Raw genomic sequence first — 22,861 nt, forward strand, 5'->3', positions numbered from 1 at the left:
TTCATTTTAATTTTTTACCGGTTCATATTGAAGCTTTATTGTTCCTTCGGTAACAGGCCTGGTAAAATCTATCCCAATTCTAAAAGCCGGGCCTCCTTCCCTCAAATGTTCCACGGGAACTTTTTCATCCTGGATCTTCAATTTGCCGCCACTTCCAGTAATTGACACTTTTAATTTTTGTCCGTTTTCATTTAAAATAATCGTATTAGGATCAACGATCTCATATTCTGATAATGTCATAATAGCCATCCCAAAGCTAACCGGAGCTGAAGCCTGTATATGATCTTCAATACTGATACTTCCATCGCCTGACTTCGTGTTTTCAACCGAACGGGTCAACTTTTTTATCTGCGGAACTTCATAAGCAGGTTCAATGTTCATAGTAAGTTTATCAGATGTTGCAGTGAAAGAAGTAGACAATATTTCTCCCCTGAATTCCTTTCCATTAGATTGCAGCTTACCATTAATTTTCGGCACGGGATGCCCCCATGAACTTCTGGCAGGATTATCTTCAGAAAAAGCGCCGGCTATATAAGAAGGAGCCCCAATATCCCCTGAAACAATATCATCTCCATAGGCAATTACGTAACTTCCCACATCGCTATGATTGTGATTCTCGGCATTATGACCTGCCTTAATAGCAATGGATAAAGGTATTCTTTGCTGGCCGCGGGAAATTACGATTCCATAATCATCAAAATAAGTAACGGGCGGTAATGGGCTATAATCCTGGTCTTGCTGAGTGTATTTTTCAATATCTGACCATACAATCAGGGATTGAACAGCCTCGTCTGATACGAAATTTTCCGGTTTTTTAGCGCCATAATATTTGGCAGCCATGATATAGGCAAAATTGTCACCCCCCTTTTTTACCCGGGTGACCCCATCTGAAAATGGTGCATACAGGCCGGGATGGATTTGATAATTTTCGGGGAAATTGGCTACTTTTTGCAATTTTTCGGGATTGTCAAAGGTAAAAAGATCAATGTTTCCATCGGTGTAATCATAGAGTATTTCCGCGAGGTAAAGATAATGCCCAAAGCCATAATTCCAGTAGCCCGTACCTTCAGAACAATAACCATCTTCGCCAAAACCGGAAAGGTAATAATCCATGCTATTGATAGCACTGCCTATCGCCGCGATCCTTTTTTCCCTGTCTTCTGAAGTTGTTAAAATCGTAAATAGCGTACCACTGGTACAAACAGAATTCCAGTTGCTGGTGCTACGGATCCATTTATTACTCTCAGGATCATCCTCTCTGGCAGATTTTAAATAGGAATCTGTGATACGCCATTGCAGTTGCTCAGAAATTTCCTTTCTGAGACCTGCAGAAAGTTTGTCCTCCAACAACTCATCTGCCAGCGCCAATACCAATCCGAATTTTCTCGCACCCAGATCTATGGTAACCCTTTTTCCTTCGAGCACAGTATTTTCACTATCGTCATGATTGGGATGCACCCATGATTTCATATCCATAATGGCGCGGATGTAGGTTTCAATTTGCGGAAGGAATTTGGCATTATTGGTAATACATTCGGCTAAAATAAAATGCTCCAGGCGATCCATCGTCCTGTAGTAACGCGGTTTATAGATCTTCCTATTCCCTTCTTTATTAGCTCTTCTGTAAATCTCATCTGAAATAGGTACTTCCGGCTCTGTCTCTACGGCATTTAAAGCTTCTTTTAAGTACTTTTTTCCAAGCTCACTCGCTCCAAATTTATCCCAGTAATTTCTATTTATTATGGATGGGGCGGGCTGAAATCTTTCAGCCGGAACAATAGATCTCAACATTTCAAGCTGTATTTTATTTGGATAAATTGCACCTTTATCACCCGCTTCCAGGTAGGCTCTGATATCCAATGATGTTTTTTCCTTTTCGGAAGGATTATCAGCTCCATAAGCGCTTATGAAGGCCAGCAGAAATAATGCGCCTAAAAAAAACATTCTAATCAGGCTCTTTCCACTTATATAACCAAAACCAGCTTTGTCTAAAGAAATTATTCTATTCATTTTAAACTATTTATATTCCAGAATCTGACCATCTTCAATCAACTTATCTTTTAACTGCTCGTAAGGAACTTCATGAATTCCCACTTCATCGTTAACGGCCAGAGCTGCCAGTGTTCCAGCGCTCTGTCCCAGGATCATAAATACGGGCTCCATTCGAATAGAACCAAATGCAATATGCGAACTGGATACAGCCACGGGAACAATAAGGTTTTTACATTCCTCTTGCTTCGGAAGAATTGTACCTAAATGAATTTGATAGGGTTGATCTGGATCTATACCTAAATCACCTTCATTTTGAACATAACCTTCTTTGGTAATATAACGCTGAACATTATGAGAATCCATGGCATAAGACCCCATCCCAATAGGTTGGGAAACTTCCTTTTTTCCAAGGATTTCGTTATCTGTCATTACAAATTCCCCTACCATTCTTCTAGCCTCTCTTACATAAATTTGATACGGCCAGTGATCGTTATCTACAAACTCATCTTTCGCTAATCCCCATTTATTGATATTATCCCTCAGGTTTTCTGGTACACTCTCATCGTGTCCCCAGAAGTATAAGAGGCCTTTATGATAATTGATATGTTCTTCCAGTATTTTTTCTCTTTCTTCGTAAGATGCTTCCGGATAGTCATAGTTCATCCCGATATTATCTGAACTAAAAGGCCCTACATTGTTAACATCCCTTTTCTTATTCGGAATTTTCCCGCCACCAAACATGGCATGTCTGCCGGCTTTAAATACCCTTCTCAACAATTCATATTCTGCCGGGTCATAATTTTCTGGTTTTTCAAAAGGAACCACATTCCCCTCTGCATTTGTGGTACATAATCTATAATTATAAGCCTGTACCCGCTTATCACCAGAACCTTGTTCTCCCGGGGGAGCGGTGGAAATACGCGGTAACACACCACTGGTGGAATCACCTGGAATTACATACGGACTTATGTTCAGGTCTCCAAAATTATGACTGTGATGAAATACTCCTTTCTGTACGCCATTCCATTGCTCATCATACACGCTGTTTGCCTCTCTTCCCACGTGATAATTGACCCCAGCCGCGGCCATTAGATCACCTTCATAGGTAGCATCAATAAAGACCTTCCCGGTATAGGTTTCCCCATCCAGCATAGTTATAGAAACGATGTTCCCATCTTCCATTTTAACTCCGTTCTCCCTGTCGAGCCATTTATCTCGTAAAATTTTAATATCATGTTCTTCGACCAGGTTTTCAAAAATATTTTCTGCCACATGAGGCTCAAAAGTCCACATGGTTTTAAGGCTATCGTCTATAGCTGTAGTTCCCTGTCCTACATTTCCATACTCATCCCTTGGCTGCCATTTCCAGGCATCTTTATCCCGATAATGATTATAAACCCTATGGTAAAACTCTTTCGAGATCCCTCCAATAACTTCCTTGTTACCAAGATCAGTAAAACCAAGTCCACTTGCAGATAAGCCGCCAATATGTTTTTCAGGGCAAACAATTAATACTGACTTATTCATTTTTTCTAATTGTACGGCGGTAGTTATCGCTGCTGATGTTCCGCCGTATATGATCACGTCTGCATCAAAATCCTCTTCCTTTTCATTGGAATCACATGCACACATAAGTAGAATGGGAAGCATTAGTAGAAGAAAACGTACTAAATTATTGGAAATCGCATTAAAGCTTGAGCTGCATTTCATCATTGATACTCTATTTATGATATAATAATTTCTAATTAGAACTGATCTTTGAATTATTGGAGACCACTTATAAAATGGACTTTTGAATTGAACATTTGGGTCCTCTCTACAATACTACTCATTGACCCAATGAAAAAATATAAACCATTACCCATAATCTATAAACTATGGGTATTAATTCAGAAAGTGAGTATCAACCCCGTTCAACTTATTACATATTTCAGACTCTCTATGTATAGAGTTCAGATTAAGAGAAAAATTAAATGACAGAAGGGTATGAACTTCTGAATTCGCTGGATTCACAAGTTTAACCGAAGTCTCTTAACGTATAATCAGTTCATTAAGATAAGCCGGATAATTTGCAGCTTTTGTGCTACCTTTTGTAATAGAATCACCAAAACATATAATTTTTTGATCCTTTTTTAGTAGATTATTTTCAACTAAAAATTGGTAGACATGTTGAGCAATAAACCGATAACCCAAGGCAGTTGGATGAACGCCATCTTTCTTCCTACTATTCTTTTCATTCTGAATTAATAAATCCTGATTGTGTTGTGGTATATGTAAGGCTTTAAACTCAGCATTTAAATCGTAAAAATAAAGCTTATTCTGTCTGGCTAACTCCTTTACTATCTTTCCTGCTTTATCTATTTTTTGGTTTGGGGTTTCTGGAAACAAGCTTTTATCATGTCTTAAAAACAAATAAGCACTGTCTGCCGGAATAGGATTCATTAACAACAACTCACTTCCACTATCCTTAATTTTATTAATTAGTGATTTTAAATTGGATGTATAGGTTGGATAGTCGATCATTTTTTTAGAATTCAACATATCATTGGTTCCCACCATTAAAATGACTAGATCGGGACTTTTAGCCAATACATCTTTATCAATTCTTTTTAACAAATCTTGGGTTGTGTTCCCTCCAATTCCTGCATTAATTACACTTTTTTCTTCTTCTGAATTGGTTATCGTACAATTAGCGGCCAAATCGTTCAGCTTCACAGGCATACCTGTGTAATTAAATAACTGAATATTTTTAGCCCCTGCATAAGTGCCACTTGGTTTATCGGGATTTCTATAACGATGTACATCATCCCAAAACGATTCTCCAAACACTATAGGCGATTCGATGTTTCGTTTTTTTCCTTGATAATTTCGAATAGTAATGCTATGTCCTGAACCATTAATTTCTGCCAATCGAGGCACGTCATACTCGCTAACGGTATCCACTAATTCTAAATCGACCTTACAATTTTTGATATTATTCCCAACAAAGGTGATAAGTGGTCCGTACATAGCATCACCTTTACTATTTTCAATAACGCCATGATCTCCAATAGAAAATCCTTTTTCCTGACAACCTATAGCGGTAGAACCCACAATTTTAGTTGGAGGTAAATTGGCACTTAAATCGAACCCCGAACGCATGTTTTTCACGGTACAGTTAATAACCGTAACCCCTTGCGTTCTCCTGCCGTTTAATCCTCCTTGGGGATACGTTCTAATACCATCTTCTGATAATGATTTTATTTCATCTGGTAGAATTTTCCCTGGTGGATAATCGCTTTTAAAGCCCACACTAAATGCTGGTCCCGAGGTCTCTGCCAACATCTCGTTAGTAGCTCTCATTTTTCCTTCTACATAGCAATCTTTTATTAAGGTATTCACAGCGCCTTGCAAAAAAATACCATGACCAAAAGCATGAGAAACCACTTTACAACCTAATAATTTTGTATTGGTTCCTTCTACCAATAACACTGAATGTTTATGGTTAGCCACTAAAGCTCCTCCTCCTTTACCTAATAAATGTCCGTAACCATACGGCGAAGATCCTTGTACAAATAAATTGGCATTTTTAATGGTATTATAATCGCCCATGATGCGTAACATTTGTACACGGTTTGACGGTATCACATCACCTATATCTTTTGTTTTTAAACCGTCAATATAATTATTATTCCCACTGACCAGGAATTCACTAAACTCACTATCTGCATAATGTTTATGCAGTTTTCCATCGAGATTTAAAGTAACTCCAGATAGATAGTATTGACTATTATTCCCTGAGAAATGAATGAGTGAACCTATACGAAAATCACCTTTCTTTTTACTGCTTTTCTCTCGTTTAAAAATACTTAACTTTCCGATTTCAATAGAGTTTATAGCATATTCGCCGGGTTTCATTTTAACCAGGACATTGCTTTTTTTGGCATATTCGGCCAACTTCTCTACTGAATTGATGAAAATGGTATCGCGTGAAGTAGTTTTGGCATTAACTGAACAAACCGCCATTATTAAAAATATCAGGCTAATTATTTTTTTCATTCTGTAGAAATTTTAAATTTTATTTTGATTCTTGTATGGAGGGGATTTTAGTGAAAAGAAACCAAATCAAAAACATGTTTTTTGAAATAATTTCCTAGGGTTATCTAAAAAAGTGCAGAATAAATTTTTCTGAATCTTCGGTTTTGATATCTCATCATTAACATGAATTTACTTTCCGCAGAAACAAAACCTTCTATTAGGGATTCCAATTATAAGCTTCACTTTCTAATTTTTTATTGAGTTCTTCCCGCAATCTATTGACAAGCTCGGGCATTTGCCCGGCTATATTTTTAGTTTCACCTGAATCATTGATATGGTCGTAGAGTTCTTCAGTTCCACTTTCGTGCTGCGTAAATCGATATTTTTCGGTTCTGATGGTGCTGGCACTAGACGTATAAGCTACGGCTGATAAATTCTCTATTGCTCGCCCCTGCATTAATGGAACCAGGGAATGACCACTTGCAAACTCCGGCCTGGGCAATTGGCACAACTCTGAAAGGGTAGGAAAAACATCCAGTGATTCTACAATCTCATCAATTTTTTGACTGTTTTTTGTCATTCCGGGATCATAAATAATAAGGGGTGACAAAAGGGATTCTTCAAACAAGCTGTGCTTTCCCCAGATAGCGTGTTCTCCTAAATGCCAACCATGGTCGCCCCACAACACAACAATGGTATTTTTATCGGCTCCTGTTTCTTTAAGTTTTTTCAATATATCGCCCACGTGCTTGTCCGCATAACTCACACAGGCCGCATAATAGCGTTTTAGTTGCATGGCATATTCCATATCTAACCTGGGGTCTTTTCCTTTATGATCGTAAGCCATAAACTCCCCGGAGCGGTGCCAGGTAGTTTCTCCTTCTGGTTTTTCTGGGTGCTGTATGGGAGGCATCTCTACACCTTCATACAAATCCAAATATTTTTTTGGCACACCAAAAGGCAAATGTGGCTTTATTAATCCTATGGCTAAAAAGAAAGGTTGATTGGATGATGCCAGCTCTTCTAACTGCTTTAGCCCTTCTTCAGCTATAAGTCCATCAGGATATGCTTTATCATTACCATCCACGGTTTCAATTGCATCTCTTTGATCAGGAGTTCGTATTTTCCCATAGGCAAGCCCATGCATGGCACCCCTGGGATGCTGCCAATCGCCAACGGGCATCAAATGCCTATCCCAGGTGTTCGGCATTTCTATAATGGTATCATTATCCCAATTATCGCCACCCCTGCCTCCGGGATGGTGCGAAATTTTTCCAACTGAAACCGTAGTATAACCATGGTTTTTAAACCACTCCGGCATACTGGGTGCTACCTTCCCCGGCTTACGTAGTTTTTCTTCAGCCCTGGAAAATAAAGGCCGGTTAGAATGCCGTCTATATTGAACACCATATTGACCTGTTAATAGGGTGTAACGGGAGGGGCCGCAACTGGGTGCATTGACATAATGTTTGCTGAAAGAAACTCCCTTAGCTGCCAATTGGTCTATATTTGGAGATTTGATATAGGTTGCCCCAAACGAGTTCAATTCAGGGCGCAAATCATCTATACAAATAAGCAGTACGTTTTTGGGCATTTCTGTTGCTTTCTGGCATGAAAACAACCCTAACAAGAACAACAATAAAATACTGTACTTCATTAATTTAAAGGATTAAATTAAACTCGTTTAAATTTTTCAATGGGTCAAAAAATTACCTTTTTTCGGCAATTTTCGCCCTTTTTTCTTTCGTCGCCCTGCCGGGCAAAACAAAAATGCCTTCAATTGTACACACAATGAAAAATTTTCACTTCAAATCAAAAAGTTTGATCCCGTTCATCTATACATAGTACGTCCCACACTGATTTCATAAATAAAAAGCAGGATGGGGCGTTTTCAATATTTTATGTGGCAACAATTAGTTTAAAGCTTTTTTAATAGCTTCTTTAACCAATGGTGCCATTACTTCATAGCCTTTTAAGCTTGGGTGTACCGTATCCCTACCATATTCCTTTTTTAAACCTTTTTCATCATTTACCATAGCAGAATAATAATCTAAATAAATTACATTATTCTTTTTTGCATAGTCTTTAATAAAATCATTTAGCTGGCCTATTTTTTCAATTGGATTGATTGAAGGACTCCAGGAGTAACTGCTCGCAGGCAATACCGAAGCCAATATTACTTTTATATCATGGGCTTGTGCCAGTTCTACCATAGAAAAAATATTAGCTGCTATTTCGGGAACTGTAATAGGCCCAGTGTTGCCGGCAATATCATTTGTACCTGCATGAATCACCACTACTTCGGGGTTTAGATCAATAACATCCTGCCTAAACCTCACCAACATTTGTGAGGTGGTTTGCCCACTAATACCCCTTCCTATATAATTATTTTTACTGAAGAACTCCGGATCAAACTGCACCCATTTTTCGGTTATGGAATTCCCCATAAACACTACGCTATTATTCTTTTTTGGTGAGCTCTCCAGTTTAGTATTCTCTAGTTGGTATTTTTTTTTTGAGCCCAGTCTTCCTTAGACAACAATTCTAACTTTATAACCGAGACATAGGCATTTGGAGCCTCTTCCGGTATGTTAACAACCAGCCCCTCAGAAGTCAATTCTCCTTTAATTTTAGACTGGTCACCCGTTAGTAAAGAGGCTTTTTTAAGTTTAATATCTTTATCAAGAAGTAATTTTCCATCTTCAGGCCAGTCAAAAACATGTGCGTACACCACACCATCTTTTTCGGTATAGCGTCCCCAAGCCGGTCTTTCGAACGGACTTGCTTTGGCTCCATAAATAGCTTCTGCATTTGCATCAGTCCACTCTCCTATCTCTTTAAGACGTTTTATACTTTCTGCCGGGAATCTTCCATATCCATCAGGACCAATATTCAATAAGAAATTACCTCCTTTTGAAACAATATCAACTAACTTCTCAATAAGATCTTCACTACTTTTCCAGTTTTCATCAGATGGTTTGTAGCCCCAAGACCCGTTCATGGTCATACAGGCTTCCCAATCTGAATCTATCCCGGTTGCAGGAATCTCCTGCTCCGGTGTACCAAAATCTCCCGCAAAATTACCTTCACGGTCCATCCCTTCCATACCATTTCGGCCTTTATCCACTCTGTTATTAATAATAGTATTTGGCTGAATCTCACGTATAAAACTGTACATATCTTTACCCATTTCGGTAGTATAATCGGCAATCCAATCTCCATCAAACCAAACGATATCTACATCTCCATAATTAGTCAATAACTCTTTTACCTGAGGTTTTAAATAATTTTCATAGTACTTTGGGAATTCCGGATTTACCACGGATTGATCTTTTTGACCGGCATTATAATTAGGAAATAAATTCCCCTGTGCCTGCGGGTGGTGCCAATCTACAATAGAATGATAAAGGCCAAATTTAATGTCTTGCTTTCTACAAGCTTCGGCCAATTCCTTAACAATATCACGTTTAAAAGGGGAGGCATCCATTATATCATAATCTGATACCTTCGAATCCCAAAGCGCAAAACCATCATGGTGTTTCGAGGTGAGAACAATATATTTCATCCCCGCATCTTTTGCCATGCTCACCCATTTATCAGCGTCAAACAATTGCGGATTGAACATAGCGGGGAATTTTTCATATTCTTCAATGGTATAGTCCAGCTTATCCATGGCCCATTCGGCACCACCCCCTGCTATCTGCTCTCCGCGTTCCCCTCCAATGATAGAATATGCCCCCCAGTGGATAAACATCCCGAATTTTGCGTCACGCCACCATTCCATTCGCTCGTCATCAGAGAGTTTTTCTACTTTTTCTCCTCCCTGCGGGTATCCCAGCTGTGCAGTAAACACTGCAACCAGAATGACTAATAATTTTTTTAAAGCTATCCTTTTCATATAAATACTTATTTCACGTTAATTGTTAATTTTTTTTCTGACTGATTTCTCATGACTAAAATATCCAGTTTATCCGTTTTATTTTCTGAATTTATCCTGAAAAAATCCTGAATATCCTTTACTTTTTTCCCGCCTGCCTGGAGAATTACATCCCCTTCTTTAATGCCTCCATTTTGTACGGCGGGACTGGGTTTCCAGGTACGTAATACGATGACCCCTTCGGCTGAATTTAAGCCGTATGCCGACTGCTCCTGCGAGGAGTCCACGCTTTTTAAGTTATTTCGCAACCAGGAAACTACCGGGCTGCCTTTACTTTCTGAAGGGTCTTTGATCTCCGGTACCTTCGGTGTTTTGGCAATCTTTTTTAATCCCGGTTTTTGCACACCGAATTTATCCATAGGGAAATTTTCAAATCCTATTTCTAATGCGGGAGAATCTTCAGCAACCGAAAAGTCCAGCGTTGAAGGATCATTAAACATGGGATCCCCATAGCTGCTATGCATATCCCTATCATAAATCCGGGACTTCAGCATAGCTTCTTCCGTAGGGAAAAAATTATAATCCAGCTCCTTTCCCCAACCTACCAGGCCAACATCCTGATAAGCATCGCCTACAATATTATGCCTGAACACATCCCGGCTGTTAGCAAACCAGACATGTGGATGCAAGGAATTATTTACCATAATATTATTTTCGGCTACACGATCAAAACCTTCGCGCAATTTGAGTCCGCTATTCAACAACAAGTTATTATAAATATGGTAATTGGAAGAGCCATCGTCCAGATCTATATCCCAACCATGATCACAACGAAAACGGTTATTTCTAATAATGGTTGTTTTAACCGCATCCCATTTATACATATCCGGCCTGGCTGTGGTTAGGCTATCCATTTTCCTGCGATTAGGAAGCCAGAAACGATCACGCCCCCAGGAATTGAATGAACCGTGATCACTGGTTTCTAATACGGTATTGAATACATCATTAAATTCGATAATATGACCACCCCAGGTACCATCCCCAATATTTATTCCGGCTCTGGGCACGTCATATATACTATTATGACGTACCGTAATATCCATAGCCATAGAAATTTGTACTCCAGCCGTTTGTTTTTCAATCCTTCCTATGCGATGAATAAGGTTATTTTCTACTAAACATTCGCGCGGGTATAACTCGTTCTTGGGACCGGGCAGGGTATCCATTTCGGCCATGGATACAAATTCAGCATAGTTAAAAGAGGGGGACCTAACCGCCGAAGGATCCCCGATAAAAGATACGGCGCTTGCCCCACAGTTGAATATATGATTCCCTTTTATTTCCAGGCCTTTATTGTATTTACTGGCCATAATCACATTTCCTCCCAAATTCGTGAACGAACTGTTTTTTACAGTACAATTTTCCGTTCCTTCAAAAAATAAAGCTGCCCCCCGGTAAATGGTCCAGTCGCTACGCAATAAGGGTTCATAATCTTCCATAAACGTGCGCCGGCTGTTTTCAAAAGAAATATCGCTTATACTTACATTTCGCACCGGATTCTCCAGAGTGCCTACCACCTGAATCAAATTTTTAAGTGCGGAAACTTCAATTTCAGACGTTGCAATATCTACATTTTCTGAGGGCCAGTAATATAAAGCATGTTGTTCTTTATCTAAAAACCACTCCCCCGGGCTATCCAGTTCTTCAAACACGTTTTCTACCATGCGGTATTCATCGTGAGGTTTGGAAGGGCGATTATTTTGGTGTCCGCCTTCTAAAATGGCCGTCCCGTCATCGTTTATTCCTGTAATTTTAAAATGGTAACCACCCCATCTTCCTTTATGTAAGGCATGAAAGAATGCTCCTTTAGGATTCTCCCATGAAGCTAAACGTTCTTTTGAAATCGCATCGGCAGCATGCCCCTGCCAGTAATGCCCATTTTCATCATAATTTGGATAACGTGCTAAAATTTGGGCTTTTCCGGCGATAATCAGCTGATCAAAATCAAGATTCCCATCTACCTCAGTTACATAAATATTCTTATTATGTTTTCGCCATTCCGGTTTTAAAGGAATCGAACCTTTTATGCTAACTTCTGAAGCATCAGACCCGCGGATGCTAATGCCACTTAGCTCAGCCGGTATAACTATGGGTTCAGCTAAATGATAATCGCCCGCTTGCAATTCAATATCAATTTCTATTTCAGGGTCATTTTTTCGTAGTTCCCTGGCCCTGGCAATAGCCGCTTCAAGTCGGTTAAATGTCGTATTATTTGTATCCTCAGAAATATCCTCTTTAGTCACCAGGAGATTTACAACTTCCTTCTGTCCACAACAGGTTGCCTCTCCTTCTAAATATCCCAGGGATTGCAAAAATTTATCTGCGGCAAGGGTAGTTTTTTTATAATGCTCAATACTTTTGAAATCGTTGAAAAAACCATGTGGCTGCCCCTCATAAATTATAACTTCACATTGGCTTCCAACAGCTTGCATTCTATCTTTAAATTCATAAGCTGTAGAAACCGGGATTAAAGCATCTTCACTACCCAATAAAAACAAGGTGGGAGGTGCTCCTTTTTCAATATTATGAATCGGTGAAATTTCTTTATATCGCTCTTTAACCCGCTCATATCCGTAACCATCCGGGCCATTATCTATAACGGGGTTATAAAGGATCAAGGCATTTGCTTTTGTGCTTATAGATAAATCTTCTCCCTCTTCGTTTAAGCCTGGTAATAATGTGGTAGCTGCAGCAAGATGTCCGCCTGCAGAACCGCCTGAGACCACGATTTTATTCGGATCTATATGATAGTCCTTAGTATGTATTCTCAGGAACCGGATGGCAGATTTCGCATCATTTACGGCCTCAAAAGGGGTTGTACCATGCCTGTTTTTAACCCTGTAATCCACCAGAACAGTTACCATCCCGCGGGAGGCAAAATATTCCGCCTGAGGTTTAAACTGGGTGATACTACCACCATTCCAACCACCACCAAAAAAGAATACAATCGCAGGGTAATTTTCATCATCCTTAAAATTTTGAGGCTGATACAATTGTAACTTCAGGGTATCCCCATCGATGATCTTATAAATGGCTTCCTGAGGCACCGGCCCAGGTTTTTCCTGTGAAATAGCCGTGGTAAAAACTATTAAAAATATTGCTGTTATGATATTATTTAGTTTCATATTAATTTTAATTAGGAAAAACAATAACCGCCTTATCATAAGCTTTTTCCAACTTGAACACCAATTGCTCAGCGTTATTTCTGTTCGTCGTTCCCTTTCGTTGGGAAACAAGTTTCCCATCCTGATACAACCTTAATTCTGCCGGTTCTTTTCCTTTTGAAAACGGCATGTTAATGGTTATTGGATGATCATTATGTAATAAATAGCCCGATTTTGTTTTTTCGATAGACAAGGTAAATGCTTCCCCGGAAGAGACAATATCCCAACCATTATTTTCATATTTATACATCCCTGAAAGAAATAGAAAATCAAATGTATCCCTTGCATTTAGTTGCCGGGTGATGGAGAGCAAACCTTTTTGATGGAAAGATTTTTCTGCCGCCACATCATTTTCAGAGGCATTTACCACTATTCTATCTGTTGTCTTTTTATCATGCAGTAAGACATTTATTATTTGGGTATGAGGATATTTTTCAAATGACGAAAAAGACACATTCTCAACAGGGTTTTCCCTCCCCTCGATATATGGATTAAATACTACCGAAAATGGATTTTCCCATGCTGCCTCATTTCTCTTCAATATCAAGGTAGGAAGCGGTTCGTTCACAACTTCTGCCGGGGCCGTTCCCTTACTAAGCGCATTTGATTTTGGTGATTTAACACTATAAATTGTTTGATTTGGGCTTCCTTTTATCCATAGTTTCATTAAGTTATCTGGATTACCCTCACTTTTTAAGGTGAATATTGCCCGTATATCTCGTGATGTTTCTGTTTTAAACTTATCTGAAAAATAATCGTAGCCTTTTAATTCTCCGTTTTTCGAAGAAAGTTCTTCGGTTGGCGCAAGCTCTAAGTGCTTATTCTTTTTATCATATAAATTAAGGGACTGGCCCAGGTTATGATAAATATACTCATGTTTCTGGTTGCCCGCCTGCTGCTTTTTTGACCTGAAAATATCTACCATATAACTTTTAGCGGTATGAGATTTTATAATGGCCGTAAAACGTTGCTGATCGGATACTGTTTCCGGTTCTACAAATGATACTTTGGAAAATGTGAGCGTTTTAAAATCTGGCGTTTCACCAGATTTGGGATAAGAATTATCTAATTTAAACGGATTATAGCTACGCATGGCACTATAATCTGATTTTCCGTCAACAATCACCGTATTATGCGCGGGAAACCTGGAGTAAAACTCTCTGTGGGTTGGATGCCAGTAGCTCGGTCCTTTACCCATATCCGCACCCAAAGCATAATTATTAGCAAATAGCTCTATAGAGATACCATTGGCATGCGCGTGGTTCCCAAAGGAGCCTACGGTAGATACCATAATAGCATCATCGCCCAATCCCATTCTCTGGTTAAACATACTTACATTAGAAGCATAAAATGTTGGCGAGGTGAGGCTTTTTAAGGAAGGAGTTTCTTTATTGTCATTAGTTTTTAAATCATCCACATAAAAAAACAACTGAAAAAAATCATCTGCTTCCCGGGTGTATAAATCCTCTAAAATAATTTTATTTAATAAAGAAGAAAGCAAGAGTTCTTTTTCATGTAAATCATACTTTCTATAATTGGCTATTAAAAGCTCAAAATTTTCCGGAGGTAATATTTTATGATTGGAATCTCCAAAACCCACGGTATACCCATTAGGGAATAAATATTGAAAAGATGCCAAAGCCGCCTTTTCTACAATAGGATAATTTAAAAATTCGTTTTTGTTGGTGGCATGGTCCAATAATGTAAATATTCTTAAAAGCGTGGTGATCACATGTACCGAATAAGATGCCGATTCTGGCCAAATACCATTTTCGTGATCATACACTAAAAGGGATTCTTTTATGGCTAACTGTCTATCGGTGGAGGTGTTGAAAGTATGATCTAAAAAGTACTCCCTGCCTTTTCCATTTTTATAGGTAGCATTTTCATCTAAAACCAGACCTATATAAGTCAGGAATCTAGCCTGAAATAAATTCCAGTTATTATCAGGAATACCATTTTTTATGATTTGGTCGCCCCATTTCTGAAACACCGCAACGGCATTATCCAGGCTTGTGTTATTGGCCTCAAAGTAATTATATAAAAAATCGTAAGTCGATACCAACGACACTACAATCCCTTCATGAATCACCTCAAAGCTTGCTAATCCCGAAATATGTTGCTGAACGGAGTTTTCCAAATCTATAGGGGCGTCCCTATAATGCATGCCATCCATATAGGTTAGAAATATAGGGGCGGCAAATTCCGCATATTTTTCATCATTGGTAAGCCAATACAGAAAAGCGGCATCTTCCGCTAAGCCCATAATTTGTTCGTTGATTGTTTCAATCGCAAAACCTGCCTGAGACGGGTGTATCCATTCTTTTTTACCCGTGTTTTTATTTTCTAAAAATAAACCCCTGGGGTCATCAAAATAGGGTTCCACGTCTTCAAGTTTTGGACGTTTATAATCTGAAGCCCAATCCCTTGTCCCTGAGTATCTAACCGTCGCTACTGGCGCTGTCCCCTCAGAATGGGAAAAATCACCGCCTTTTAGGTAGACCTTGTCGTGTTTTGTTTTCCAATTCATTTGTAACCTGGAAACCAGCCAGTTTGGATCTTTTTCCCAACTCTCAAGGTATTTCTCCAGGTTTTGTTGCTTCTTTTCGACCAGGTTCTTCTTCCATGCTACCTTTTCAATGCTTGTTACAAAATCATTTTTAGCTTCATTTGTTATATAAATTCTGGGGTGACCCGTTCCCTGACCAAAAGAGAAATTTGAACAAATTAAAAAACAAACTATTAGAATTACTTTTACACTTTTCATTTAATTATTTAATTTCAATGTTATAGCCCGCGGGATATTCTCTTGCTTTTCCTTTTTTTAATTTAAATTATAATTGGTTTGTCTGAAGAATAGCAATAGTACCTATCTAATAGAATAGTCCATAATCTTTAGCCCCATCTTCAGTTTCAATTTTTTTTTAATAATGCTTCCCTGTCATTATTTTTAATGCAAAGGCACTGTTTCGATATCGGGGTTATCTTTTGCTTCCAGATATTTTCTAAGTATTTCCTGATCCAGCTCTGAACTGTCACCATATTGTTTACGTAAATCGGCAAGTTGCTCTTTCAATTTCACAACCACTTCCGCATATTCCGGATCATCTATCACGTTATTCATTTCGTTAGGATCCTTTTTCCTATCATAGAGCTCCCATTCATCTACATCATAATAGAAGTGAATAAGTTTATAATCCTGGGTTACAATGGCGTAATGTCTTTTCACCATGTGAATTCCCGGGTATTCGTAATAATGATAGTACACGGCATCCCTGGTCCACTCTTCTTCATTCCCCAGCAAAAGAGGAATTAAACTTTCCCCCTGCATATCAGACGGTGCTTCAACATGGGCCGCCTCCAGGATGGTCTGGGCAAAATCAAGATTCTGGACCATTTCGGTATTTGTAGTACCCGCTGTAATAACGTTCGGCCATTTAATCAACAAAGGTGTTTTAAAAGATTCGTCATACACAAAGCGCTTATCAAACCAACCGTGCTCGCCTAAATAGAACCCCTGATCTGAAGTATAAACGATGATCGTATTTTCATCAAGTCCGGTTTCTTCCAGGTAATCTAGTAAACGTCCAACATTCTCATCAACCGAAGCGATGGAACCCAGATAATCCTGCATATAACGCTGGTATCTCCATTTCATCAATTCGGTTTCATTCATTTCAGGATACTTTTCCTTAAATTCTTCCATAATCGGCTTATATACCGAATCCCATACGGCACGCTGTTCAGGATTCATACGTCCTACTTCACGTTCAAAAGCATCAATATCCCATCCCGACTTATCTTCAATACCAAGTTCAGCCATCATTTCAGGATATAATTTTGAATCCCCGGCCCAGTTCATATGTTCTAAAAGATTCATTTCCGCAGTTTTAGCTGCAGTACCACGTCCTTCATAATCATCGAACAGGGTTTCCGGTTCTTTAAAGCTTTTCTTGGTGAATTCCTTAAAATGTCTGGGTGCAGGCAACCATTCTCTATGCGGTGCTTTCTGCATAGAGAATAACATGAATGGTTTATCTTCCTGCCTGCTATTTTCCAGCCAGTCCAGAGTCATATCCATAATAATATCTGTAACATAACCCTCCACGGTGATCTGACCTTCGTTGGTATTAAAATCGGGGTTATAATAGGCACCCTGCCCGGGAAGAATTTTAAATTCATCAATCCCTTTAGGGTTATTTCCAAAATGTAACTTTCCAAACATTGCTGTTTGATAACCGGCTTCCTGTAACAATTGCGGAAAGGTCAATTGCGATTCGTCAAACGGAAAAACATTATCCACTTTTCCATGTATATGCGCATGCTTCCCAGTTAGTATCGTAGCTCTTGAAGGAGCACAAATGGAATTGGTCACACTCGCATTGGTGAATTTGATCCCTCCATCTGCAATACGATCTATATTTGGCGTCTGGATTAATTTATCACTATAGGCACTAATTGCCTGATATGCATGATCATCAGACATTAAAAATATGATATTCGGTCGCTTTTCAGGGAGTGTTTTTTTTACAGATTCCTTTTCTGATTTACAGGATATGAATCCTGCAAACAGTAAAATAGCAAGTATATTAAAAGCTGTTATTTTTCTCATAATGATCTTATTATTTGATATTTAAGCGACTTTGTATTTAACATTAATAGTTATAGTTTATAATATCTCTCGGTGGCATTATAGACCAAATCCATTTTCATGGAATATATTGATTTTCCATATTATTCTTTACGTACCCAAATATGGCTTCCCTGCAGTAAATCATTATACTCCTGTTGAAACTCCTGCTTCATCTGTGCAAATACTACAGGTTTCTTCTCAGATAGGTCTTCAGATTCATCTATATCGTCTTTCAGGTTAAAAAGTACAAAATCTGTTAATTCGGCATTTTTAACTAGCTCTTCGTTTCCATCGTATAAATTATGAATACGAGGCAGCTCTTCATTATCTGCAACCAAACGTGCCATGATTTTCCAGTCACCCTTACGCATCGCTGCACGACGCTGATTTATAGCATCGTAAAAGACCCATATCAAAGGTTTGCTCCTATCGAATTCACCATTTTCCAAAAGGGCAGTAAAAGATTCCCCATCAATTGCGCTGTTAGGCAGATCGGCCCCGGCGAGTTCAGCAAATGTGGGAAGATAATCCAGGGCTGAAACCACTTTATCTGAAGTTCCTGTAAAAGTTTCTTTTCCTATCCAATTGATAATACCAGGCACCCTAAACCCAGCTTCATTGGTCCATAATTTCATTCCTTTTAATTCCCCCGGGGAGCCGTATGAATGTTTGGCCCTATCATATCGCATAAGTGTTTCCGGACCGTTATCGGAGCTAAATACCACCAAGGTATTATCAATATTATTAGCTTCAAAATAGGCTATCAAACGCCCTACAGCCAGATCTACATTTTCAACATTTGCAAAATATTCAGCTTCTTCCCTGTTTCTGGATTTCGGAAGATACTTCTGAACCAGATCTTCCGGGGAAGCTATGGGTTCATGAGGTTCGTGAAATGCTACTTCCAGGAAAAACGGCTTATTATCCTTTTTTTGATCGAGCCATGTGATTGCCTCATCCACAACGATCTGACTACTAAATCCTTCTATTTCCCCCACTTCTTTTCCGTTACGCACAAAATTTGCCGGATTTTTATGGCTTGGGGCGGCGTTGTTATGTGTGGCAAACCAGTGATCGAATCCGAAATCGTCTGGTTGCGGCTGGGCATCAGAATTAAACCTGGAGCTACAATGCCATTTTCCTACCAAACACGTGGCATATCCTACTGATTTTAATAATGCAGGAATAGTTTGTTCGTGCGCCTGCAGATGTACTAAATCGCGGTTATCCTCACTCTTCTTATAGCCGGGAATAAAATCATAAATACCAGCTTTATTGGGGCTTCTACCCGTAAGTAAGCCTGCTCGCGACGGAGAACATACCGGAGCCGTAGAATAAAAATTAGTCAGTTTAATCCCCGTTGCTGCCAACTTATCTAAATTGGGCGTTTTTATGATTGGGTGCCCGAAAGATGCTAAATCACCATAGCCTAAATCATCGCATAAAAGCACCACAATGTTGGGCTGTTTGACAATTTCTTCCTTATTTGATTCTTTAGGCCTGGCAGTTCCTTTTGTTTTGCAAGAAACATTTCCTAACATTAGAGCAAATAAAAAGAAACCAATTACTCTAAAATTCATATGTATTTATTGTTTAAAAAAATCATTAAAAAAAAGCATTTGATATTTTATTGAATTATTCCAATAGGCATTGGTATGGCCGCCTGGTCGCTCTATATAATCATGGGGAATATTTCGTTGTAATAATTTTTTATGAAGCCTTACATTAGCATCATAAAAAAAGTCGTCTACACCACAATCGAAAAGGATTTTTAACTGTTTTCCATCTAATAAATGCACTAAATTAATAACTGTATTTTTCTCCCAATTCTCAGGATGTGCAGCATATTCACCTAAGCGTTTAGAGAGGTCCCAACGTGTTGGAAAAGGCCTAATATCTACGCCACCACTCATGCTTGCCGCTGTACCCCAAATATCCTGATGCTTAAAGGCCAGGTACAATGCACCGTGACCGCCCATACTATAGCCCGAGATAGCCCTGCTTTTTTATCTGCTGAAGTGTTATAGGCTTTATCAACCTCTGTTACTAATTCTCTTGAAATGTATGTTTCATATTTCATTGAAGAATCCACCGGGCTATCGAAATACCAGCTGGTTTTACCCCCATCTGGACATACGTTAATAATATTGTATAAGTCGGCATAGGTCTTTATATCTGGCGCTTTTCCTAACCACGCTTTATAGTCTCCACCTGCACCATGGAGTAAATACACAACAGCATAAGCTTCTCCTTTTTCTGTATAGGAATTTGGTGTGATCACCACATTTTTCACCTGCTTATTCATGGCCTTGCTATACACCAAAAGCGTATCTACCTGCGATGCAAAAAGGTTACCGTAAAAAAAGAAAGCTGCTATAAAAACTATAGCTTTTGTCATGCTTATTTGTTTTCCTTTAAAATCATTTTCTTTGATTCCTCAAATGCTTTAACCTTTGGTTAAACCCGCTCAATTCATCACGTCCCAAAAATAATTTTAAAGCCTGTTTCCATTTATTTGCCCTTTTGATCTTCAACTATCACTTAAAGCCAATATCACCATTCCATAGATACCATTTTTTCAATTTTCAAAAACGATTAATTTAAAACAGTGATTTACATGCAATCTATAATTTGAAGTTGGAAAAATAGATAAATTATAATTCGAGCTCTTTAACTTAACAGCCATTTTACCCATAAAATAATTATAATAGCCTGAATATTACTAGTTAAAAGTAATATTCAGATTTTTCGTCATGCTGTCCCGATGCTATCGGGATTTTTCAGCATCCCACTAAGTCAGGAGGAGACATTGAAACAAGTTCAAGATGTCGAGATGATCTGATGCCTTGCAACTTTTTTAGTCACCGCTTTATTGATTTCCGATTTTTTCATCAAAAACCTATTAAACCTTTTACTTCAACGGAATGACCATATTCCATGTTTGAGTACCATTTCCAAACCCGCCGGGGCCATCCATAGTAGCAAAAAATAAGTGTGTTGGTTGGCCATTCTCAACAAGAACGAAAGGACGCTCCAACTGTCCTTGTTTGATGGTTTTTCCGTTATCCCATTTTACAGTTTTAGTATACGCCTGGGGATTATTATCAAGAACCCAATGAATACCATCTTCTGAATGAGCTAATAGCCCATCGCCTTCATGTCCTGTAATTAGACCCCTTTGATCTTTTGCAAGCATATGAAAACCATTTTTATCACTCCATAAAGCAGGATCTTCAATTTCCCCAAAACGATCCATAGAAAATAGAGGTGCATCTCCAAGTACGGTATACGGGCCCTCAAAAGAAGGGGCTGTGGCCACACCAACGCCCATATCTCCGTGTTTTATCCCATCTTCAAGATAACTGCGTCCTTTAAAAAGCATGACCACCGAACCATCTTCCTTGATCAAGGGCGAGGGATTGGAAGTAAGAAAACTGTAAAATGTATTGGGAGCTACATCCAAAATAGGTTCATCCAGTCTTTTCCACGGGCCATAAGGGGTTTTAGAGGTCGCTACCCCAATACGTTTCCTCCACCTCCCCGCAATGCACCATTTACTAGCCAGGGTGAACTCATCCACATTTTCAGTGGTTACTTCTTCGAAAGGATGGGTAGAGCCCATATAATAGAGGATATAAGTGTCTTTATATTTTACAATTTTTGGGTTATGAGAGGATCTCCCGTCCCAAAATTGGGTACCCCTTGCCCCTAGGGCTACATCTACGTATTTGTAAGGCCCCTCCGGTCTATTGGAAACCGCATGCACAATTTCTGAAGCAATCATCCAGCCTGGATGAAAAGGCAAATATTTAGGCCAGCGTGAGGCATACATATGATATTTGCCATCCTCCCCCTTTATAACAGCACTTCCCCAAACCCAATAGTCTTCCATTTCAAAGCCTCCGTTTACCGGAGCTTCTTGAAGGTTATTGCTAATTATATTTTGTGCATGGCACACAACAGGTAGTAAACACAGCAATAAATATATAACTTGCTTAGGTAGTAATTTCATATTGTAAATCCATAAAGTTGGTTTATAATAAATAATCTGTACTTACAAAATTGGAAGTTTTACTATCCGTAATTTGCTTAAGATTTGATTGTTATAAGTTTGGCCCCTACTGGCGACAAATGTCCGTATGAAAAATGAACGCAAGTCATCATGAATACTCAGGGCCCAATCACGGAATATTCATGATCCCCAATTTATTCGGTAGGCGCGTATAAAAGTTTATGCTATACTTTTCCTTATTGGATCCAACCCATCATGTTATCTTTAAATTTTCAATAATGACCTTGCGTATTACCTGCCCATCCAACCTCCATCTACGGTGAGGATCGCGCCACTCATATAGTCACTGGCATTAGAAGCCAGAAAAATAATGGGACCTTTAAAATCTTTGGGCTCACCCCACCGGTCCGCAGGGATCCTTGCAAGTATAGCCTCACTTCGCTCTTCATTGTCTCTTAAGGCCTGGGTATTATCGGTTGCTATATAGCCGGGTGCGATGGCATTTACCTGTACGCCTTTGGAAGCCCACTCGTTGGACAAAGCCATAGTTAATTGCCCAATGGCTCCTTTTGAAGCGGCATAGCCCGGCACCGTAATTCCTCCCTGAAAAGTTAAAAGAGAGGCGGTAAAGATCACTTTTCCACTCCCTCTTTTTATCATTTCCTTGCCGAGCTCCCTTGAAAGGATAAATTGGGCGTTTTGGTTTACTTCAATAACTTTGTCCCAGTATTCATCGGGATGTTCCGCGGCGGGTTTGCGCATAATCGTCCCGGCATTATTTACCAGGATATCAATCTGCGGATTCTCTGATTTCAGCTTGTCAATAAATGCATACAGGGACTTCCTATCTGAAAAATCACATTGATAGCCTTTGAAATTTCTTCCTTTAGCCTGAACGGCTTTTTCGATTTCCGAACCTTTGGTTTCCAGGCTGGCTGAAACGCCAAGGATATCGGCACCGGCTTCGGCCAAAGCTTCAGCCATGGCAAAACCAATTCCGCGTTTACAACCGGTTACTAAAGCTGTTTTTCCTTCTAATTTAAATAAGTCCATAATTTCTTTATTTCAATTCGTCAACTGCTACTTTATCCATATCACCATAATCC

The 22,861-nt window shown here is 39.1% G+C and carries 14 protein-coding genes; all 14 read right to left on the minus strand.

What is annotated here, in order from left to right; genetic code table 11:
* Positions 1 to 6: 6 nt before the first annotated feature.
* The 14 genes from DHD80_RS13120 to DHD80_RS13185 all read right to left on the minus strand — a co-directional run bounded on the left by DHD80_RS13120 (position 7) and on the right by DHD80_RS13185 (position 22,811).
* Positions 7 to 2,010 carry a hypothetical protein gene (locus tag DHD80_RS13120; RefSeq protein ID WP_251741812.1) on the minus strand — a complete coding sequence of 668 codons (2,004 nt, stop codon included), beginning with the start codon at positions 2,008 to 2,010 and terminating at the stop codon, positions 7 to 9.
* 6 nt (positions 2,011 to 2,016) lie between these two features.
* On the minus strand, positions 2,017 to 3,705 hold the full coding sequence (locus DHD80_RS13125) for an FAD-dependent oxidoreductase (protein ID WP_251741814.1): 1,689 nt from the start codon (positions 3,703 to 3,705) through the stop codon (positions 2,017 to 2,019).
* Between the two features lie 318 nt (positions 3,706 to 4,023).
* The gene (locus DHD80_RS13130) at positions 4,024 to 6,030 is read right to left on the minus strand and encodes a GDSL-type esterase/lipase family protein (protein ID WP_251741815.1); all 2,007 of its coding nucleotides are present in this window, start codon (positions 6,028 to 6,030) and stop codon (positions 4,024 to 4,026) included.
* Between the two features lie 196 nt (positions 6,031 to 6,226).
* Complete coding sequence (locus DHD80_RS13135; RefSeq protein ID WP_251741817.1) at positions 6,227 to 7,603, minus strand: sulfatase; 1,377 nt, start codon at positions 7,601 to 7,603, stop codon at positions 6,227 to 6,229.
* A gap of 319 nt (positions 7,604 to 7,922) precedes the next feature.
* Complete coding sequence (locus DHD80_RS13140) at positions 7,923 to 8,456, minus strand: SGNH/GDSL hydrolase family protein (RefSeq protein ID WP_251741819.1); 534 nt, start codon at positions 8,454 to 8,456, stop codon at positions 7,923 to 7,925.
* A 50-nt stretch (positions 8,457 to 8,506) separates the two neighbouring features.
* Positions 8,507 to 9,907 (minus strand): alpha-L-fucosidase, encoded by a 1,401-nt coding sequence (locus DHD80_RS13145; protein WP_251741821.1) that lies wholly within the window; start codon positions 9,905 to 9,907, stop codon positions 8,507 to 8,509.
* 8 nt (positions 9,908 to 9,915) lie between these two features.
* The gene (locus DHD80_RS13150; protein WP_251741823.1) at positions 9,916 to 13,071 is read right to left on the minus strand and encodes an alpha/beta hydrolase fold domain-containing protein; all 3,156 of its coding nucleotides are present in this window, start codon (positions 13,069 to 13,071) and stop codon (positions 9,916 to 9,918) included.
* A gap of 7 nt (positions 13,072 to 13,078) precedes the next feature.
* The gene (locus DHD80_RS13155) at positions 13,079 to 15,877 is read right to left on the minus strand and encodes a heparinase II/III family protein (RefSeq protein WP_251741825.1); all 2,799 of its coding nucleotides are present in this window, start codon (positions 15,875 to 15,877) and stop codon (positions 13,079 to 13,081) included.
* Positions 15,878 to 16,060: 183 nt separating this feature from the next.
* On the minus strand, positions 16,061 to 17,722 hold the full coding sequence (locus DHD80_RS13160; RefSeq protein WP_251741827.1) for a sulfatase: 1,662 nt from the start codon (positions 17,720 to 17,722) through the stop codon (positions 16,061 to 16,063).
* A gap of 122 nt (positions 17,723 to 17,844) precedes the next feature.
* Positions 17,845 to 19,323 (minus strand): sulfatase-like hydrolase/transferase, encoded by a 1,479-nt coding sequence (locus DHD80_RS13165; protein WP_251741829.1) that lies wholly within the window; start codon positions 19,321 to 19,323, stop codon positions 17,845 to 17,847.
* A 6-nt stretch (positions 19,324 to 19,329) separates the two neighbouring features.
* Positions 19,330 to 19,722 carry an alpha/beta hydrolase-fold protein gene (locus tag DHD80_RS13170; protein ID WP_251741831.1) on the minus strand — a complete coding sequence of 131 codons (393 nt, stop codon included), beginning with the start codon at positions 19,720 to 19,722 and terminating at the stop codon, positions 19,330 to 19,332.
* Positions 19,653 to 20,141, minus strand: a complete 489-nt coding sequence (locus tag DHD80_RS13175) for an alpha/beta hydrolase-fold protein (RefSeq protein WP_251741833.1) — start codon at positions 20,139 to 20,141, stop codon at positions 19,653 to 19,655. The genes DHD80_RS13170 and DHD80_RS13175 overlap by 70 nt, the downstream gene beginning before the upstream one ends.
* Positions 20,142 to 20,654: 513 nt before the next feature.
* Complete coding sequence (locus DHD80_RS13180; protein ID WP_251741834.1) at positions 20,655 to 21,755, minus strand: glycoside hydrolase family protein; 1,101 nt, start codon at positions 21,753 to 21,755, stop codon at positions 20,655 to 20,657.
* A 291-nt stretch (positions 21,756 to 22,046) separates the two neighbouring features.
* The gene (locus DHD80_RS13185; protein ID WP_251741838.1) at positions 22,047 to 22,811 is read right to left on the minus strand and encodes an SDR family NAD(P)-dependent oxidoreductase; all 765 of its coding nucleotides are present in this window, start codon (positions 22,809 to 22,811) and stop codon (positions 22,047 to 22,049) included.
* Positions 22,812 to 22,861: the final 50 nt, after the last annotated feature.

It is taken from the genome of Gramella sp. AN32 (assembly GCF_023718305.1).
GTDB classification, from domain to species: Bacteria; Bacteroidota; Bacteroidia; order Flavobacteriales; family Flavobacteriaceae; genus Christiangramia; species Christiangramia antarctica.

Bases quoted from the DNA above. Each gene is read 5' to 3' on its own strand.
- DHD80_RS13120 (WP_251741812.1), bottom strand. From the start codon at position 2,010: ATGAATAGAATAATTTCTTTAGACAAAGCTGGTTTTGGTTATATAAGT.
- DHD80_RS13125 (WP_251741814.1), bottom strand. From the start codon at position 3,705: ATGATGAAATGCAGCTCAAGCTTTAATGCGATTTCCAATAATTTAGTA.
- DHD80_RS13130 (WP_251741815.1), bottom strand. From the start codon at position 6,030: ATGAAAAAAATAATTAGCCTGATATTTTTAATAATGGCGGTTTGTTCA.
- DHD80_RS13135 (WP_251741817.1), bottom strand. From the start codon at position 7,603: ATGCCCAAAAACGTACTGCTTATTTGTATAGATGATTTGCGCCCTGAA.
- DHD80_RS13140 (WP_251741819.1), bottom strand. From the start codon at position 8,456: ATGGGGAATTCCATAACCGAAAAATGGGTGCAGTTTGATCCGGAGTTC.
- DHD80_RS13145 (WP_251741821.1), bottom strand. From the start codon at position 9,907: ATGAAAAGGATAGCTTTAAAAAAATTATTAGTCATTCTGGTTGCAGTG.
- DHD80_RS13150 (WP_251741823.1), bottom strand. From the start codon at position 13,071: ATGAAACTAAATAATATCATAACAGCAATATTTTTAATAGTTTTTACC.
- DHD80_RS13155 (WP_251741825.1), bottom strand. From the start codon at position 15,877: ATGAAAAGTGTAAAAGTAATTCTAATAGTTTGTTTTTTAATTTGTTCA.
- DHD80_RS13160 (WP_251741827.1), bottom strand. From the start codon at position 17,722: ATGAGAAAAATAACAGCTTTTAATATACTTGCTATTTTACTGTTTGCA.
- DHD80_RS13165 (WP_251741829.1), bottom strand. From the start codon at position 19,323: ATGAATTTTAGAGTAATTGGTTTCTTTTTATTTGCTCTAATGTTAGGA.
- DHD80_RS13170 (WP_251741831.1), bottom strand. From the start codon at position 19,722: ATGGGCGGTCACGGTGCATTGTACCTGGCCTTTAAGCATCAGGATATT.
- DHD80_RS13175 (WP_251741833.1), bottom strand. From the start codon at position 20,141: ATGACAAAAGCTATAGTTTTTATAGCAGCTTTCTTTTTTTACGGTAAC.
- DHD80_RS13180 (WP_251741834.1), bottom strand. From the start codon at position 21,755: ATGAAATTACTACCTAAGCAAGTTATATATTTATTGCTGTGTTTACTA.